At 68.5% G+C, this 16184-nt stretch carries 15 protein-coding genes; 5 read left to right on the forward strand and 10 right to left on the reverse strand.

Features of this window, described 5'->3' with window-relative positions; genetic code table 11:
* Nucleotides 1–217: 217 nt before the first annotated feature.
* The 3 genes from MFF22_RS03880 to MFF22_RS03890 all read right to left on the reverse strand — a co-directional run bounded on the left by MFF22_RS03880 (nt 218) and on the right by MFF22_RS03890 (nt 1558).
* Nucleotides 218–544, reverse strand: coding sequence for a hypothetical protein (locus tag MFF22_RS03880; protein ID WP_238247626.1), 327 nt, complete (start codon nt 542–544; stop codon nt 218–220).
* 33 nt (nt 545–577) lie between these two features.
* Entirely contained in the window at nt 578–1084 is a 507-nt protein-coding gene (locus MFF22_RS03885; protein WP_238247627.1) for a hypothetical protein, read from the reverse strand.
* Between the two features lie 126 nt (nt 1085–1210).
* Nucleotides 1211–1558 carry a hypothetical protein gene (locus tag MFF22_RS03890; RefSeq protein ID WP_238247628.1) on the reverse strand — a complete coding sequence of 116 codons (348 nt, stop codon included), beginning with the start codon at nt 1556–1558 and terminating at the stop codon, nt 1211–1213.
* Between the two features lie 354 nt (nt 1559–1912).
* Between MFF22_RS03890 and MFF22_RS03895 the strand changes: the two genes are divergently transcribed.
* The 5 genes from MFF22_RS03895 (at nt 1913) to MFF22_RS03915 (ending at nt 6388) form a co-directional block, all read left to right on the forward strand.
* Entirely contained in the window at nt 1913–2536 is a 624-nt protein-coding gene (locus tag MFF22_RS03895) for a response regulator transcription factor (RefSeq protein ID WP_238247629.1), read from the forward strand.
* Nucleotides 2537–2673: 137 nt separating this feature from the next.
* Nucleotides 2674–4104 (forward strand): efflux RND transporter periplasmic adaptor subunit, encoded by a 1431-nt coding sequence (locus MFF22_RS03900; RefSeq protein WP_238247630.1) that lies wholly within the window; start codon nt 2674–2676, stop codon nt 4102–4104.
* The gene (locus MFF22_RS03905) at nt 4101–4817 is read left to right on the forward strand and encodes an ABC transporter ATP-binding protein (RefSeq protein WP_238247631.1); all 717 of its coding nucleotides are present in this window, start codon (nt 4101–4103) and stop codon (nt 4815–4817) included. Before MFF22_RS03900 ends, MFF22_RS03905 begins: the two co-directional genes overlap by 4 nt.
* On the forward strand, nt 4814–6031 hold the full coding sequence (locus tag MFF22_RS03910; protein WP_238247632.1) for an ABC transporter permease: 1218 nt from the start codon (nt 4814–4816) through the stop codon (nt 6029–6031). The genes MFF22_RS03905 and MFF22_RS03910 overlap by 4 nt, the downstream gene beginning before the upstream one ends.
* A gap of 123 nt (nt 6032–6154) precedes the next feature.
* Nucleotides 6155–6388 (forward strand): response regulator transcription factor, encoded by a 234-nt coding sequence (locus MFF22_RS03915; RefSeq protein WP_238247633.1) that lies wholly within the window; start codon nt 6155–6157, stop codon nt 6386–6388.
* A gap of 15 nt (nt 6389–6403) precedes the next feature.
* On the opposite strand, the gene MFF22_RS03920 is transcribed toward MFF22_RS03915, so the two are convergent.
* From MFF22_RS03920 to MFF22_RS03950, 7 genes are all read right to left on the reverse strand, one after another.
* The gene (locus tag MFF22_RS03920; protein ID WP_238247634.1) at nt 6404–6934 is read right to left on the reverse strand and encodes a cupin domain-containing protein; all 531 of its coding nucleotides are present in this window, start codon (nt 6932–6934) and stop codon (nt 6404–6406) included.
* Nucleotides 6935–7042: 108 nt separating this feature from the next.
* Nucleotides 7043–9262: an aldehyde oxidoreductase molybdenum-binding subunit PaoC gene (paoC, locus tag MFF22_RS03925; protein ID WP_238247635.1), complete on the reverse strand. Its 2220-nt coding sequence runs from the start codon at nt 9260–9262 to the stop codon at nt 7043–7045.
* A 3-nt stretch (nt 9263–9265) separates the two neighbouring features.
* Nucleotides 9266–10216 (reverse strand): FAD binding domain-containing protein, encoded by a 951-nt coding sequence (locus tag MFF22_RS03930; RefSeq protein WP_238247636.1) that lies wholly within the window; start codon nt 10214–10216, stop codon nt 9266–9268.
* Nucleotides 10213–10848 carry an aldehyde dehydrogenase iron-sulfur subunit PaoA gene (gene paoA / locus MFF22_RS03935; protein ID WP_238247637.1) on the reverse strand — a complete coding sequence of 212 codons (636 nt, stop codon included), beginning with the start codon at nt 10846–10848 and terminating at the stop codon, nt 10213–10215. The genes MFF22_RS03930 and paoA overlap by 4 nt, the downstream gene beginning before the upstream one ends.
* A gap of 151 nt (nt 10849–10999) precedes the next feature.
* Nucleotides 11000–12229 carry an L-dopachrome tautomerase-related protein gene (locus MFF22_RS03940; RefSeq protein ID WP_238247638.1) on the reverse strand — a complete coding sequence of 410 codons (1230 nt, stop codon included), beginning with the start codon at nt 12227–12229 and terminating at the stop codon, nt 11000–11002.
* Nucleotides 12230–12322: 93 nt separating this feature from the next.
* Nucleotides 12323–13399, reverse strand: coding sequence for a catalase family protein (locus MFF22_RS03945; protein ID WP_238247639.1), 1077 nt, complete (start codon nt 13397–13399; stop codon nt 12323–12325).
* A gap of 113 nt (nt 13400–13512) precedes the next feature.
* Nucleotides 13513–16182: an RICIN domain-containing protein gene (locus tag MFF22_RS03950; RefSeq protein ID WP_238247640.1), complete on the reverse strand. Its 2670-nt coding sequence runs from the start codon at nt 16180–16182 to the stop codon at nt 13513–13515.
* Nucleotides 16183–16184 lie beyond the last annotated feature (2 nt).

Consider the following 16184-nt stretch of genomic DNA (forward strand, 5'->3'; position numbering starts at 1 on the left):
GCCGAAGCGTCGTGGCCATGACCGCCATTCCTTCCGGGCTGCGCCCACCACCGCAGCTTAGGTTCCTCCTCCAAGTCTCCGGTAGCAATAAATCTTGGTCTTATACAAAAGTATAAGACCATTCGGCCGATCTATGAATATAAATCGCTTAAAAAAATCGAGATGAAACAGATCGCCTCAATCGTCGGCGAGAGCGCTGATCCGGTGGCCGGACCGGTCATTCATCCGGAAACCGGTTCCCGTTTCCGGTGCCGTCGCGGGCCGAACCGTTCCCATTCCCGCTGGACCGGTTCCCGTTGCCGTTGAAGCTTCCGGTGTTGCCGTTGCCGTTGAAGTTCCCGACGTTGCCGTTGCCGTTGAAGTTCCCGGACCCCTGCCGGGGCGTGGGGGGCACTTTCGCCCTCCCGATGCCCGACGCGCCGCTCTCCGCGCTCTGGCCGGGGCCGTGGGCCGGAGAGGGCATCCGGCCTGGGCCATCGGGGAAAGCCACGGACAGGCTCAGCGGCAGGAGAAGCGGGTTCGCGATGCGGGCGATGAGCTGCATGACCGTCTCCACAAATGCCCGGCCCCGCCGCATTCACCGAAACGGCAGCGACGCATTGCCGTTCAGGTTGCCGTTGGCGGCCCCGGAATTGTTGTTCCCGTTGGAGTTGCCGCCGTTCAAGTTGCCGTTGAACGACCCGGTATTGCCATTGCCGTTGCTAGTTCCGGTGTTCATGTTGCCGTTGAACGCACCGGTATTCTTGTTCCCGCTCGTCGTGCTCGTGTTGCCGTTACCATTGAAGGCGCCGACGTTCCCCGTCCCGGAATTGAACGCGCCGATATTGCCGGTGCCGGTGTTGAAGGCGCCGAAATTGCCGTTGGTCGAGGTCGCACCGTTCCCGTTGCCGTTCCCGTTGCCGTTCCCCTGGCCGGTGTTGCCGTTGCCGTTCGCATTGCCGTTGCCCACGCCGACATTGCCGTTCCCGTTGCCGTTGCCGTTGCCGATGGAGCCGAACAGCAAAAGACCGGTGGCGTTGCCCGGCACAGCCTGCCCTACAACGAGGGAGGCGATGGTCCAGGCCAGGATGTGAAAGCTCTTCATCGTGCCCTCCTGTATCCGGGATGTTGGATGGACCGCGGCGTTGGCTGGCGGGGAACCGCTCGTTCCGAACGGGCCTCGCTTGGAATCAAGGGGGGCGACCCACCGGCCGCCCCCGCCCGAATCCGATCAGCGATTCAGGTTGCCGTTGCCGTTGCCGCTCAAGGCGCCCCAGTTGAAGTTGCCGTTGCCGTTCCCGTTGAGGACGCCGTAGTTCAGGTTGCCGTTGAGGTTGCCGTTGCCGATACCGTGGTTGCCGTTGCCGTTCAGGTTGCCGTTGCCGATACCGTAGTTGCCGTTGCCGTTCAGGTTGCCGTTGAGGGCACCGGTGTTGCCGTTGCCGTTCCCGTTGCCGTTCCCGATCCCGGTGTTGCCATTGCCGTTGCCGTTGCCGCTGCCGAACGAGGCGGCGAAGCCAGCCGACGAGGACATGGCGAGGGCGAGGACAGCGACGGTCGAGAGAACAATCTTCTTCATGACATGCCTCCACAGAATTGATTGACGGCTTGATGCCGATTCGACTGGCGCCAGACCAGGATTAGACACTTGGTTCGGCGACAACCAAGTAAATGCGAAAACTATTCGTTTACGATAGCGCCACAACCGTCCTAGTCTTTTTTTCGGACTGCCGATGTCGGCTAAATGAGAAAATTGCTAACTGGATCAAATCAATATATCGCCATCTACGTAGTCATTCGGTATCTCGATACGCGTAGATATACGGTCATCCCCTTAAGTTTTTGCCCCGATAATTCAGAATTGAGGTACCATATCGACAGGACCGCACCCGCTTCGACAGCGTGGACAGACGGTCATCAGGGAGATCTCGCCGTGTTTGCGCAATTCCTCGTGCACATCGTGGACGACAGTGCCTCCTTGCGGGCCATGACCGCAGCCATCCTCGACGAGGCGGGCTTCGGCGTCCGGGAGCATGTCTCGGCCGCCGAACTTCTCGCGACACCCGCCCGGATCGACGGCGACTGCATCCTCACCGACATCCGCATGCCGCGAATCGACGGACTGGAGTTCCTCAGCCGCCTCCGGGCGCTGGGGCTGACCATCCCGGTCATCGTCGTCACCGGCCACGGCGACGTGCCGACCGCCGTCCGGGCGATGAAGCTCGGCGCCTGCGACTTCATCGAAAAGCCCTTCCACCCGGAGACGCTTCTCACGGCGCTGCGCAAGGCCCTGTGCGGAACCCGGTCGGCCCGGCCGGACATCGACGAAACCGCGGTCGCGGAGCACATCGGGAGACTGACCCGGCGGGAGCGTCAGGTCATGGATCTCATCCTCATCGGCCGCACCCACCGGCAGATCGCGGACGAGCTCGCCATCAGCCCGAGGACCGTCGAGATTTTCCGGTCCCGGCTTATGGCGAAGATGGAATGCGGGACGGTGCAGGCGCTCGTGCGCGCCACCCTGAAGGCGGGCTACGACCACCGCGTCTGCACATAAGGGCTGGCCCGTACGGAGTGGCACGAATTACGGCACAGGCTGCAATCTGCAAGATGCAGCCCGCAAGGCCGGCAATCTTCGGAAACAAACCGGCCGGCCGACGAGACCGATCATCGGTCCGGTCATGGGAGGCTAGGGTGGGAAGCTGGTTCATCAGCACCCTCTGCACGTCGGCAGTCGCCGCCGGGCTGACCCTCATCGCCGTGGCGCAGCAAAAGCCCGGCGAGGTCCGGGAGACCGTCCAGCTCCTCACCGCGTGGTCCGGGCAGGCCTATGACGAATGGGTCGGCCATGCGCCTCCGGCCGAGGGCGAGCGATTCATCACGGCGGCGATCCAGCGGGGCAGCCTGGAGCAGGTCGTCACCGCGACGGGGGCGCTCCAGCCGGTCGAGACGGTCGAGGTCGGATCGCAGCAGCCGGGCCTGATCCGCAAGCTCTTCGTCGATTTCAACGACCGGGTGCGCAAGGGCGACCCGCTGGCGGAGATCGACCCCCGCAGCTACCTCGCCAGGGTCGAGCAGGAGCGCGCCTCCCTGGCGGTGGCCAGGGCCACCGTCCGGGTGCAGGAGGCGCGGCTCGAACGGGCCCGGATCGACCTCGACAACGCGCAGGCCCACCGGGCGGTGCTCGCCGCCCGGGTGGACAACGCGGAGGTGCTGGAGGCCGCCGCCCAGCGCAACCTCGAACGCAAGACGGTCCTGCGCTCCCGGGAGGTGGCCACCCTCACCTCCCTCGACGACGCGCAGACGGAACTCGCCTCGCGCAAGGCGCAGATGCGCGAGACCTCGACCCTGCTCAACCTCAACGGCTTCACCGTCGACGGGGCCTCGGCCGACCTGCGCCGGATCGAGGGGGAACTCGCGGAGGCGAAGGCCTCCCTCCCCCTCCGTGAGGCCAGCCTGCGGGCGGCCGAGATCGAGCTGGAACGCACCACCATCCGCTCGCCCATCAACGGCGTCATCGTCGGGCGCTTCGTCAGCGAGGGGCAGACCCTGGCCGTGGGCCTGGAGGCCCGCACGGCCTTCTCAGTCGCCAAGAACCTCGGCGAGATGGAGATCCACGCCCGGGTGGACGAGACCGACATCGGCCGGGTCGCCCCGGATCAGAAGGCGACCTTCACCGTCGATGCCTTTCCCGGCCGCCGCTTCGAAGCCATCGTGCGGCAGGTGCGCAAGGCGCCCCAGGTCAGCCAGGGGGTCGTGACCTATACCGTGGTGCTCAAGACCGAGAACCGCGACGGGCTGCTCCTTCCGGGCATGACGGCCCTGGCCCGGCTCACGGTCCGGCGGGACGAGGATGTCCTCAAGGTGCCCCTGGCCGCCCTGCGCTTCAGGCCGTCCTCCGGGCGCCCGGCGGGGCGCCCGGAGGACGGTGCGGCGAAGGAGCAGGCCGTCTGGATCCAGGGCCCATCCGGCACGCTCCGGCCTGTCCCGGTCGTCACCGGGGCCATCAGCGCCGACCAGGTCGCGCTCAAGGACGGCGGCCTGGCGGAGGGGGACCGGGTCGTCGTCGGGCAGGCGGAGACCGTCGAGCCCCCGCGCTTCCTCGGCATCAGGCTCGGGCTATGACCGGCGCCGTCGTCAGCCTCTACGGAATCCACCGAACCTTCCGCATGGGCGACGTCTCCGTGCCCGTCCTGCACGACGTCAGCCTGGACATCGGCGAAGGCGAATGCGTCGCCGTGATCGGCCCCTCGGGCTCCGGCAAGAGCAGCCTGATGAACCTCGTCGGGCTCTTGGACCGGCCGGATTCGGGTCAGGTCCTCATCGAGGGCATCGAGACCGGACGGCTCACGCCGGATCGCCGGGCGATGCTGCGCAACCGGCGGATCGGGTTCGTCTTCCAATCCTACAACCTCCTCTCGCGCCATACCGCCCTCGCCAACGTGCAGCTGCCGCTGCTCTATGCGGGCGTCGGGCGCTCCGAGCGGCGCAGGCGGGGGGAGCAGGCCCTGGAGGCGGTCGGCCTCGCGCACCGGGCCGGGCATCTGCCCTCACGGCTTTCGGGTGGTGAACAGCAGCGCGTGGCCATCGCCCGGGCCCTCGTCACCGATCCCGGCATCCTGCTCGCCGACGAGCCGACCGGCGCCCTCGACAGCCGCACGGGGTCGGAGATCATCGGCCTCTTCCACGGCCTGAACCGGGCGGGGCGGACGATCCTGCTCATCACCCACGATCCCGGTGTCGCCGCCCAGTGCGGACGCGTGGTCCGGCTCCTCGACGGACGCATCGTCTCCGATTGCCAGCAGGCGGTCCGTGGCCTCAGGGAGAGGCGGGCATGAATATCGGGCAGGCCCTGCTGCTGGCCGTGCAGGCCCTGCGGCTCAATCCCCTGCGCAGCATCCTGACGATGCTCGGCATCGTCATCGGCGTCGCCTCGGTGGTGACGGTCCTGGCCATCGGCAACGGGGCGCAGACCCAGGTCGCCCGGCAGATCCGCGCCATCGGCACCAGCGTGCTGATGATCAATCCGGGCACCGCCCGGCAGGGCGCGGTGCGCCTCAAGGCCGGCACCCGGCCGACGCTGACGGAAGGCGACGTGGACGCCATCCTCGAGCAGGTACCCCAGGTCCGGGCCGCGGCGGGCTCCGTGGCCGGCAGCGCGCAGGTCATCCACGAGAACCGCAACTGGAACACCACGATCAACGGCACTACGGCCAACCACTTCGTGGTCCGCGACTGGACCCTCTCGGCCGGGCGCTCATTCAACGGCACCGAGGTCGCGGGCGCCGGCAAGGTCGCGATCCTCGGCAGCGTCGTCGCCCGCGAGCTGTTCGGCACGGAGGATCCGGTCGGCACGGAGATCCGGATCATGAACGTGCCGTTCGAGGTGGTCGGCGTCCTGGCGCCGAAGGGCCCGGACCAGGACGACGTCGTGTTCGTCCCGCTCTCGACCGCCAAGCTGCGGTTCCTCGGGGCGTCCGGCGCGGCCCGGGATTCCGTGGCTTACGTGCTGGCCAAGGCGGTCTCGGACGAGGCGATGCCCCGGGCCAAGGAAGAGATCGAGGGGCTCCTGCGCCAGCGGCACCGAATCGATGCCGATGGGGACGACGACTTCCGGGTCTCCGACCCCGCCGCCGCCGCGGAGGCGCAGCGGGGCGCGACGCGGACGGTGGCGATCCTCCTCACCTCGATCGCGGCCGTCTCGCTCCTCGTCGGCGGGATCAGCATCATGAACATCATGATCGTGTCGGTCACGGAGCGGACCCGGGAGATCGGGATCCGGCGGGCCGTCGGCGCCCGGGGGCGGGACATCCGCCTCCAGTTCCTGTGCGAGGCCCTGGTCCTGTGCCTCGTGGGCGGCCTGATCGGCAGCGCGATCGGAGCAGGCGTGTCCCTCGGTCTGGCCCACTCGGCAGGCTGGACCACCGTGATCGACGCCGGCGCCGTCGCCCTGGCGGTGGGTTTCTCGGGGGCGACGGGGCTCTTCTTCGGCTTCTATCCGGCGCACCGGGCCTCCCGGCTCGATCCGGTCGAAGCCCTCAAGGCCGAGTGAACGCCACGAAGGTCATCTGGCCATCGAAAGGAGAAGACGATGAGACGGGTCAGTACACCCCGATCGACACCCTGGCTCGGCAAGTCACCGATCAAGGGCCCTCCCGCCATCCGGACGCAGCCCATGCCGGACCTCACCCCGCCGACCGCCCGGGAAGCGGAGCTGATCGTGCTCATCGCGCAGGGGCTGTCGAACAAGATCATCGCCTACGAACTCAACATCTCCCCCAATACTGTCCGCAGCCACATCAGCAACATCATGCGGAAGTACAAGCTCCGAAACCGTACGCAGGTCGCAATCCTGTTCATGCCGCAGATCAACGTGAACCGGTTGACGCCCCTGGCGAGGCCGCGGTGACCGCGCGGGGGCGGTTCACGGGTGCCTGTGGATGGGATCGACCCAGTGGACGGTCTCGGGCCGCTCGACCGGCTCGACGTCGGGGATGTTGACCACCACCGCCTCGTTGTCGGACCGCACCAGCACGCAGTGCAGGGGCTCGTCGGTCGAGGCGTTGATCTCCTGGTGGGGCACGTAGGGCGGCACGAAGATGAAGTCGCCCGGCCCCGCCTCGGCGACGAATTCGAGCCGCTCGCCCCAGCGCATCCTGGCACGGCCGGACACGACATAGATCACGCTCTCCAGCGCGCCATGGTGGTGGACGCCCGTCTTGGCATCAGGCTGGATCGCCACCGTGCCCGCCCAGATCTTCTGAGCGCCGACTCGGGCGGCGTTGATCGCCGCCTGCCGGAACATCCCCGGCGTCTGCGCGGTGTTGGCGTCCAGGCTGCCGCCGGGAATCACCCTCACCCCATCATGCTTCCAACGTTCCCCGGCCGAAGGGCTGCCTGGGCTTGGGTGCCCCGCATGGTCGTGTTCGTCGGGGTGATCGCCGTCGTCGTGCATGCCGTGGGCCTCCTGCCGACGGGAGATTGCACCGTGGCGTAAGCCCGGGGAAGCCCGCCCGACCCCTGCCGGGACGGATCCCGGCAGGGGCGGTGGCGGGCCGTCGCCTCAGGCGGCGTCCGGCAGGCGATGGAGGATCTTGTCGAGGGTGATCGGGTAGTCCCGCACCCGGATGCCGGTGGCGTTGTAGACCGCGTTCGCCACCGCGGCGCCGACGCCGCAGATCCCGAGCTCGCCCACGCCCTTCGCCTTCATGGGCGAGGATTGCGGATCGGCCTCGTCGAGGAAGATCACCTCCTGGTGGGGGATGTCGGCATGGACCGGCACCTCGTACCCCGCGAGGTCGTGGTTGACGAAGAAGCCGCGCTTCGTGTCGACGGCGAGCTCCTCCATCAGCGCCGCGCCCACACCCATGGTCATCCCACCGATGACCTGGCTCCGGGCCGATTTCGGGTTGAGGATGCGCCCGGCGTCGCAGACCGCCAGCATCCGCCTCACCCGCACCTCGGCGGTGTCGACATCGACGCCGACCTCCACGAAATGGCCGGCGAAGGTCGATTGCTGCGCCTTCTTGGAGAGGTCGCCGTACTCGATGGAATCCTCACCGGTCAGCTCGCCCGAGGCCGCGGCCTCGCCGAGGGGTACGGTCCGGTTTCCGGCGCGGACCTGCCCGTCGGCGAACACCGCGTCGGCGGAATTGAAACCGAGCTTCTGGGCGACGGCCTCCCGGAGCTTCACGCAGGCGGCATAGACGCCCGACGTGGAGTTGTTGGCGCCCCATTGGCCACCGGAGCCCGACGACACCGGGAAGTCGGAATCACCCAGCTTGACCACGACCTTGTCGAGGGGCAGCCCCATCATCTCCGCCGCGGTCTGGGCGATGATGGTGTAGCTGCCGGTTCCGATGTCGGTCATGTCGGTCTCGACCGTCACGCGGCCGTCGCCGGCGAGCCGGACGCGGGCCCCCGACTTGGTGAGCTGGTTGTTGCGGAACCCCGCAGCCATGCCGATCCCCACGAGCCAGTGGCCGTCGCGGACCTGCCCCGGCTTCGGGTTGCGCCGGTCCCACCCGAACTTCTCCGCACCGATCTTGAGACAGGTGACGAGGTTCCGCTGGGAGAAGGGCCGATCGGGCTTGCCGGGATCGACCTGCGTATCGTTGCGGACGCGGAAGGCCACCGGATCGAGCCCCAACCGCTCGGCCATCTCGTCCATGGCCATCTCCAGGGCCATGAGGCCGGGCGCCTCGCCGGGCGCGCGCATGGAGTTGCCCTCGGGGAGGTCGAGTTGGGCGAGCCTCATGCCCGTGAGGCGGTTCTCCCCGGCGTAGAGAAGCTTGGTCTGGTCGACCGCCGTCTCGGGCCGGCCATGCGGCAGGTTCCCGGAGACGCTCTCGTGGGCGATGGCGGTGATATGGCCGTCCTGGGTCGTCCCGATGCGGACCCGCTGGATCGTGGCGGGCCGGTGGGTGGTGTTGTTCATGATGATCGGGCGGGTCAACGCCAGCTTCACCGGGCGGCCCGCCGCCTTCGCGCCGAGGGCGGCCAGCACCGCGTCGGAGCGTACGAACAGCTTTCCGCCGAAGCCGCCGCCGATATAGGGCGAATCGACCCGCACGTTCTCGGGCTGGATCCCGAGGATCTTGGCGATGCTGCCCTTGCCCCAGGCGATCATCTGGTTCGAGGTCCAGAGGGTGAGCTTGTCGCCATCCCAGGCCGCGACGGTGGCGTGCGGCTCCATCATGGCGTGGCTTTCGTCGGGCGTCGTGTAGGTCTCGTCGAGCTTCACCGGCGCCTGCGCGAAGGCCGCCTCGAAGTCGCCGTGCCGGTCCTCGGCGCCGCCGCCGCTGCCCTCGCCGCTCCCGCCGGACACGGGCTTGGCCGCCTGGGCCTGCGCCGCGAGGTCGAACTTGCCGCCCTCCGGCGCATAATCGACCTTCACGAGGTAAGCCGCAGCCCGGGCCTCCTCGAACGTCTCTGCGACCACGACCGCCACCGCCTGATGGTAGTGCTGGATCTGGTCGCCGCCGAACAGGTTCGCGACGTTCATCTTGCCGAGGCCGAGGGCCGGCATGTCGAGGGTGGTGACCACCGCCACCACGCCGGGGGCGGCCTTGGCCGCCGCCGTCTCGATGCGGCGCACCCGGCCCTTCGGGATGCTCGCCCCGATGACGTAGCCGTAGGCTTGGTTCGGCACCACGTCGTGGCGCTCGTAGGCGTAGGGCGCCGTGCCGGTGGTCTTGTACTTGCCGTCGATCCGGTCAGTCGGCTTGCCGACGACCTTGAGCTGGTCGATCGGGTTCTGGCCCGCGGGGGTATCGAACTTCATGGCTCAGGCCCTCGCCTGGGTGAGTGCCGCGGAGAGGGTCCGCTCGGCGAGCTTCAGTTTGAAGGCGTTGTCCTGCGTCGGCTTGGCGCCGGCGAAGACCTTGTCGGTCACGGCCTTGGCGCCCCTGGGCAGGTCGGCCTCGGCGGCCTCGAGGCGCCAGGGCCTGGGTGCCACGCCGCCGAAGGCGACATGCCCGCTGCCGTCCTTGTTGAGGATGGCCGCCACCGACACCAGGGCGTAGGCATACGAAGCCCGGTCCCGGACCTTCCGGTAGATATGCGTGCCGGCCACGGGCTTGGGCAGGGTCACCGCCGTGATCAGCTCGCCGGGCTTCAGGGTCGTGTCCACCTCCGGCCTGTCGCCGGGGAGGCGATGGAAGTCGGCGATGGCGATCGTGCGCCCCTTGCCCTTGCCGTCCACCGTCTCGACGGTGGCATCGAGGACGCGCATGGCCACCGCCATGTCCCCCGGATAGGTCGCGATGCAGGCTTCGCTCGATCCGATCACCGCGAGGGACCGGCTCACGCCGTCGATGGCGGAGCAGCCCGAGCCGGGCTGGCGCTTGTTGCAGGCCTGGGCGGTATCGTAGAAATACGGGCAGCGGGTCCGCTGGAGCAGGTTGCCGGCGGTGGTCGCCTTGTTGCGCAGCTGCCCCGAGGCCCCCGCGAGGAGCGCCCGGCTGAGGACGCCGTAATCCTTTCGGACCCGGGCGTCGGCGGCGAGGTCGGTGTTGCGGACCAGGGCGCCGATGCGCAGCCCACCGTCCTGCGTCGCCTCAACCGTGTCGAGGCCGAGCCCGTTCACGTCGACGAGGTGGGACGGTGTCTCGATCTGCAACTTCATCAGGTCGAGGAGGTTGGTGCCCCCCGCGATGAACTTCGCGTCCGGGTTGCGGGCAACGGCGGCGGCGGCCTCGGCCGGGCTGGTCGGGCGTTCGTAGGTGAAGGACTTCATGCCTGCCTCCCGGCGACTTCGGTCATCGCCTCGACGATGTTGGAGTAGGCGCCGCAACGGCAGATGTTGCCGCTCATGCGCTCGCGGATCTCATCGACGGTGGCCTCCATCGGCGCGTTGAGATCGGCGGTGACGTGGCTCGGGATGCCGGCCTTGATCTCGCCGAGCACGGCCACGCCCGAGCAGATCTGCCCCGGCGTGCAGTAGCCGCACTGGTAGCCGTCGTGCTTGATGAAGGCCGCCTGCATCGGGTGCAGGTTGTCGGGCTGGCCGAGGCCCTCGATGGTGGTGATCTCGCTGCCCTGGTGCATGACGGCGAGGGTCAGGCAGGAATTGATGCGCCGTCCATCGACGATCATCGTGCAGGCACCGCACTGGCCGTGGTCGCAGCCTTTCTTCGAGCCGGTGAGCTGCAGATGCTCCCGGGCGGCGTCGAGGAGGCTGGTGCGGGTATCGAGCTCCAGCTCGCGCCGTTGGCCGTTCACGGTCAGGCTGACCTTGGCCGTGACGGGCTTATCCGTGCCGGCATTCCCGGCCTGAGCCTGAAGGGGCACTGCGGAGAAGGCCGCCGCGGCGGTGGCGCCCGCAACGAGTTCGCGGCGGCTCATGTCGAAGTCTCCAGGTCGTCCCATTTCGGTCTCCGAACCTGTTCGGGATAAATGGCCGGCAAGCGCCTGCGCATGGGGAAGGAGTACGGGGAACCCTGGCAGACCGGATTGGCTCCCGGCGTCGATGCCGCATCCGCCGGACGCGGCATCGGTGGAACCGGCGTTCCGGGCCGCCTCAGCGGGCCGTGCCAGGGGCCGGGGCAGTCGAACCGGTCACGTCGCCGGGGCCGGTCGTGATGGACCAGAGTTCCGTGGGAAGGCTGATCGGGGCGTCGGGCTTGTAGTCGGCCGAGTCCTGGATATGGGAGGTCGTCACGTAGATCGTGCCGTCCGGCCCCTCGCTGAACGTGTCCGGCCAGCGCAGCTGCGGGTCCTGCACGAGGGTGGCGAGGCCCTTGCCCGAGGCCGAGAGGTCACGGACCTTCACGGAGTTGTCCTGCGGCGAGGTCACGTACATCCGCCCGTCCTTGCGCGAGATCATCAGGCCGTCGGCCGGGCCGTTCTCGCCGACGGTGGCGATCTTGCCGCCCAGGGTCCGGTCGCTCAGGGACTCCGGCACGAAGGAGGAGGTGGCCCAGCCCGTCAGGGCGTCGGTCGGAAGGCTGTAGAGGGTCTTGCCCTTGATCGCCTGCCAATAGAGCGTCTTGCCGTCGGGCGAGAGGGCGATGCCGTCGGCCGAGAAGGCGACGCCGCGCCCGTCGGGGCGCCGGAGGGGCTTGCCGTCGTACTGCACGGTGACGCTCTTGTCGGGCATGGTCGAGGGATGGCCCGACAGGACCCGCTTGGCCGTCCCGCCGTCGAGATCGACCACGATCAGCGCGCCCTCGGCGCCGGAATCCGTCAGGTAGGCGGTCTTTCCGTCGGGGGAGATGCGCACGTCGTTGATGTAGGACGCCTGCAGCACCGTGCTGGTGTCGAAGGGGATGGTCTTGACGACCTTGTTGGTCTTGAGGTCGATCCCGACGAGCTTCGGCCCGTCCTGGATGACGTGCGCCATGGCCGGGGCGGCCGCGTCCACCACCCAGAGACGGTCCTGCCCGTCGGCGACGACGCTCTGGACGCAGACGAAGTGGGTCTTCGGATCGACCTCGTCCGCCCTGGCGTTGCGATAGCCGTTCCACTCCTCATCGGGAAACGGCACGGGCTTGCCGTCCTTCAGCTCAGCGACCGAGACCGGCGCGTCCTCGCTCCAGCGGGGGAAGTTGACGAAGATGCGCCCGTCGCGGCTCACGGTGACGCCCGTGACCTGATGGCCGAAGCTCGCGACCTTGGTCAGCTTGGCCTGTTGTGCGCCCGCCCCGGGAACGGAGGCGGGCTCCTGGGCGGCGGCAGGGTGCGGCAAGGCCGCGGCGCCCGACAGCAACGAAAGGGCCAATCCGGCGCGGATGCCAGTGGAAGACTTCATGATGGAACTCCGGGAGATCTGACGGGCCAACGCCTCAGGCCCCCGGCGGGTCCCGCCTGTGGCAGGCCGACCCGCCGGGAACGGTCCGCCGCCTCAGCGGCCGGCGGTCGGCTCGTGGATCGGGCAACCGTTGAAGCGCTGGCGGAACTCCGCCGAGTGCCGGTAGGGCGCGTTGCGGGCGCGGTTGATGTTTCCGAGGGGGCGGTGGGCGGAGAGCCCCGTCCAGACGCTGAAGCGCATATGCTCGTCGACCGCATCGACCCGGGCGGGATCCCAGCTGTCCTGCGGGTGGACGGTGACGGTGGCGACCCGCTGGAACGGCGCCTCCTCCTCGTCCCAGGCGACGGTCGGATCCTCGACCGGCTGGCGGGCGAGGTCGCGGCAGAGCTGCACCCGGAACTCCCAGACGGCTTCGAGGCCGGCCATCTCACCCTGGACCGTCTCGCGGATCGCATTGGGGCGGCCGGAGGCGTCGATCTCGGTCCCGGTGAGCGCCGTCAGGCCGGGGGAGACCGGAGCGAGGGAAAACTTGGCGATGTAGTCGCCGTACCGGAACGGCGTGACGCTGTAATAGGTCTCGCCGAGGGGATCGACGTTGGGGGCGCCCCCGAGGGAGGCGATGGTCGGGCTCTCGATGCCGACGGCCTGGAGCGCCTTGTTGACCCCGCGCAGGACGGTCGAGCCGAAGACCTTCAGCCCCTCGGCTCTGTCGGTCGTGCCGGCGAGCAACTTGAGGCTGCCGAGAAACTTGCCGGCATCGGGAGCCTGAAAGACCGGCCCGTTGACCATGATGAAGTTCTGCGTCGTCCCTTCGGCGTCCGGCAGGCGCTCGCCCGGCACGTCGAGCACCTTCAGGGCCAGCCCCCGGGGCAGCGACACCGAATCCGGCAGGATGTCACCGGCATTGGTCGAGAGGCGCATGAAGACCTTGTGCTCGCCGGGGGTGGCGAACAGGCCCTGGGCCAGTTCCGGAGGAAGGCCCTCCGCGATCCTCAGGGTCCCTTCGAGGATGCCGTGGGCCTTCGCGTGGACCGAGCGCACGGCGTGGCCGGAATCGTCGGCGACTTTCTGCAGGATCGTGTCGAACGTCCCGCACAATCCCTGGATGGTCTCGTCCTCGTCGGGCTTCACGTCCTCGACGGCGGGGCTGTAGCGTACGGGTGCTTGCAAGGTCCGGCTCCTTCGGCGGCCTTGCCCTTAACCTATGGTAGCCCCGCCCGTTCCGGGCAGGGCCTCCCCGCCCGGGCGTTTTCGCCATGCCCGGGCGGGGATGGGTGTCGGCCTCAGAGCTTCGAGCTGCTGGCGGTGAAGATCTGGTCGGCCGCGCCGTTGCAGGTCCAGCCAACCGTCCCGGAGCCGACCTGACCGGTGCCCCCGAGCACGCCGAGGCAGAGGTTGGAGTTCACGGAGACGAGGTTGCTGCCCCCGCCCTGGGGCTTGGGCATCCAGGCTTGGTTGGTCGCGTTCGTGCAGGTGTACTGGTAGACCGCGGCCCCGGGGACGGCAGGCTGGGTGTCGAGGGATTGGTCCAGGCACTTGCCGGAGGCGACGTTCACGTAGGCCGTGCCGCCGTTTCCGGCGGTCGGGCGCCATTGCTGCTCGGCGGCGCCGGTGCAGGTCTGCTGGGTCACCGGACCCCGGTCGTCCTTGTTCCCGGCGGGCACCGAGAGGCAGAGGCCCGACTGCGCCGACACGAGGGGACGGCCGCCATTGCCGAGGTAGGTCTGGTCCGGCACGCCCGTGCAGGTCCAGCCGACCGTGCCCGTCCCCGCCTGGGTGGAGGCGCCGAAGATGCCGACGCAGAGGCCATTGTAGGCTGAGACGAGGGCGCTGCCGACGCCCTGCGGTTTGGCCTTCCATACCTGGTTGCTGCCGCCATGACAGGTGAACTGGTAGATCGTGGCGCCGGGGGAGACAGGCTGGTTGTCGAGGGTGAGGTCCAGGCACTTGCCGGAGGCGATGTTTGTGTAGGTCATGCCGCCGCTGACCGAGGTCTGGCGCCACAGCTGCTCGTTGGACCCGTTGCAGGGCTGCTGGGCCACCGGGCCCCGGTCGCTGGTGTTGCCGGGGGTGATCGCGAGGCACATGCCGGAATGCGACGCCTTCAGGACGTCGATGGTGCCGGACACGGTGCTGAGGCCGCCGGAGATGCCGGAGTTGGAATTCGCGCTGCCGCTCGAACCGCCGCCGTTCGAACCGCCGTTGCCGCCGCTGCCAGAGCCGCCGCCGTTGCTGCCCTGCGCCGAGGCGACGTAGGTCGTCGCCTGCGGGGGGGCCGCAACGGTGTTGCCGACCGCCACGATCACGCCCGGGGAGGGCACGCCGTTCCTGTCGATGGCGACGAGCTGGTAATAGCCCGGCGGGACGATGTTGCCCGAGGGCGGCGTCTGGACCGTCACCGTGTTGCCCGACTGGGAGAAGCTGGCGACGTACCGGCGCTGGGTGGGGTTGAAGTTGTGGGTCACGAGGCCGTTCCCGATCAGCACGACCTGGGACAGGCCATTCTGCGACGTCAGCTCGAACTGGGTGCTCTGGCCGTAAGGAAGCTGGAGCGAGGCGAGGCTGACGATCTGCGGGCGCGGGGCCAGGGCGGCGGCGCCATTCGCCGACGTAAACAGGTAGGGCGGATAGTAGATCTCGGAGTTCTGGTTCGACACCGGCCCGGGGCTGCCGCCGCCCGAGGTCAGGACGGTGCCATCCTGCATCAGGATCGCGGTGGAGTGGTAGCCGCGGTAGATCACGTTGGAGGCGGCCTGGATCCACTGGCCGTTGGCCGGGTTCCAGATCTCCGTCTGCAGAACCGCGCTATTGCCGGCGTCATCGATGTGCATGCTGCCGCCGTTGATCACGACGTGGCCGGTGGGCAGCACCGTGGCGTTGGCGAAGGAGCGGCCGTACTTCATCGGGGCGACGTCCGTGGCGACGGGCGTGGCGCCGTTGATGTCGACGGTGGTCGCCCGGTTGGACGCCAGGAACCCATCGCCGTTCGTGTAGGCGTTGCCGCCGACCTGGATGATCTTGCCGGTGTCGTACATCACCGCCGTGGAGCCGGGGCCGACGTTCGGCGCGTCGCCGGCCGAGCCCACGTTCTTCTGCCCGCTGCGGAAGTCCATGGCCGTGATGGAGCCGTTGCCGGTCGTGTCGAGGTACCACATCTTGTCGGAGGTGATGCCGAAGACCTTGCCGTTGGGCGCGTTCCAGGCGCGGGGGTACCAGTAGCGGCTGTTGTCGGGCCCGAACGCGTCGCGGCTGTTGGCGCCGAACAGGCTGGTCCACTGGTTGCCGTCGAAGACCTCCGGCGTCATCGCCTTCATCTCGCCGTTGTTGATCGACGCCTGCGGGTTCGCGTAGCCGGCGGCGTAGGGGTAGGTCCCGCCCAGGATGATCTGCTTGCCGTTCGGCAGGGTCATCAGGGTCGAGTAGTAGCGGTCGTTGGCGAGCTTGGCCGAAACGGCGCCGATGGACGTGGCGCTCGGGTTGAGGATGACGCTCCCCTTGTCGTTGCCGTTGTCGAAGATGCCGCCGGAGGAGATCAGCGAGCCGTCGAAGCGGAACGCCTGGGCGCCGCAGAAGCTGTTGACACCCACCACGCCCTGAACCGTGACATGGGCGTTCGACGCCCCGGCCAGGGTCGGGTCCCAGATATCGAAGGTCCGCCCGTCCTGGGTGCCCGGGTTGTTGACCGGCGTTCCGTAGGACACGACCTTGCCGTTCGGCAGCAAGCCAAGGGTGATGGCGTTGATCGGCCAGCTGTAGACGCCGGAATACATGCCTACCGACGCCGCGTTGGGCGGGATCGACAGGCCGGACAGGAGCGGGTCCGGCACTTGGTTCACGACCACCTTGAACAGCGCGGCCTCGGCCGGGGTGAGCAGGCTGCCCGCCAGCATCGTGGCCGACAGGAGGGCGGTCCGGCGCGCCCGGACCCGGGACGCGGAGAAGCTCGAAACCATGG

Source organism: Methylobacterium persicinum (assembly GCF_022179525.1).
GTDB lineage: Bacteria > Pseudomonadota > Alphaproteobacteria > Rhizobiales > Beijerinckiaceae > Methylobacterium > Methylobacterium persicinum.

Bases quoted from the DNA above. Each gene is read 5' to 3' on its own strand.
- MFF22_RS03915 (WP_238247633.1), top strand. From the start codon at position 6,155: ATGCCGGACCTCACCCCGCCGACCGCCCGGGAAGCGGAGCTGATCGTG.
- MFF22_RS03910 (WP_238247632.1), top strand. From the start codon at position 4,814: ATGAATATCGGGCAGGCCCTGCTGCTGGCCGTGCAGGCCCTGCGGCTC.
- MFF22_RS03950 (WP_238247640.1), bottom strand. From the start codon at position 16,182: ATGGTTTCGAGCTTCTCCGCGTCCCGGGTCCGGGCGCGCCGGACCGCC.
- paoA (WP_238247637.1), bottom strand. From the start codon at position 10,848: ATGGGACGACCTGGAGACTTCGACATGAGCCGCCGCGAACTCGTTGCG.
- MFF22_RS03890 (WP_238247628.1), bottom strand. From the start codon at position 1,558: ATGAAGAAGATTGTTCTCTCGACCGTCGCTGTCCTCGCCCTCGCCATG.
- MFF22_RS03885 (WP_238247627.1), bottom strand. From the start codon at position 1,084: ATGAAGAGCTTTCACATCCTGGCCTGGACCATCGCCTCCCTCGTTGTA.
- MFF22_RS03920 (WP_238247634.1), bottom strand. From the start codon at position 6,934: ATGCACGACGACGGCGATCACCCCGACGAACACGACCATGCGGGGCAC.
- MFF22_RS03930 (WP_238247636.1), bottom strand. From the start codon at position 10,216: ATGAAGTCCTTCACCTACGAACGCCCGACCAGCCCGGCCGAGGCCGCC.
- MFF22_RS03940 (WP_238247638.1), bottom strand. From the start codon at position 12,229: ATGAAGTCTTCCACTGGCATCCGCGCCGGATTGGCCCTTTCGTTGCTG.
- MFF22_RS03880 (WP_238247626.1), bottom strand. From the start codon at position 544: ATGCAGCTCATCGCCCGCATCGCGAACCCGCTTCTCCTGCCGCTGAGC.
- MFF22_RS03905 (WP_238247631.1), top strand. From the start codon at position 4,101: ATGACCGGCGCCGTCGTCAGCCTCTACGGAATCCACCGAACCTTCCGC.
- paoC (WP_238247635.1), bottom strand. From the start codon at position 9,262: ATGAAGTTCGATACCCCCGCGGGCCAGAACCCGATCGACCAGCTCAAG.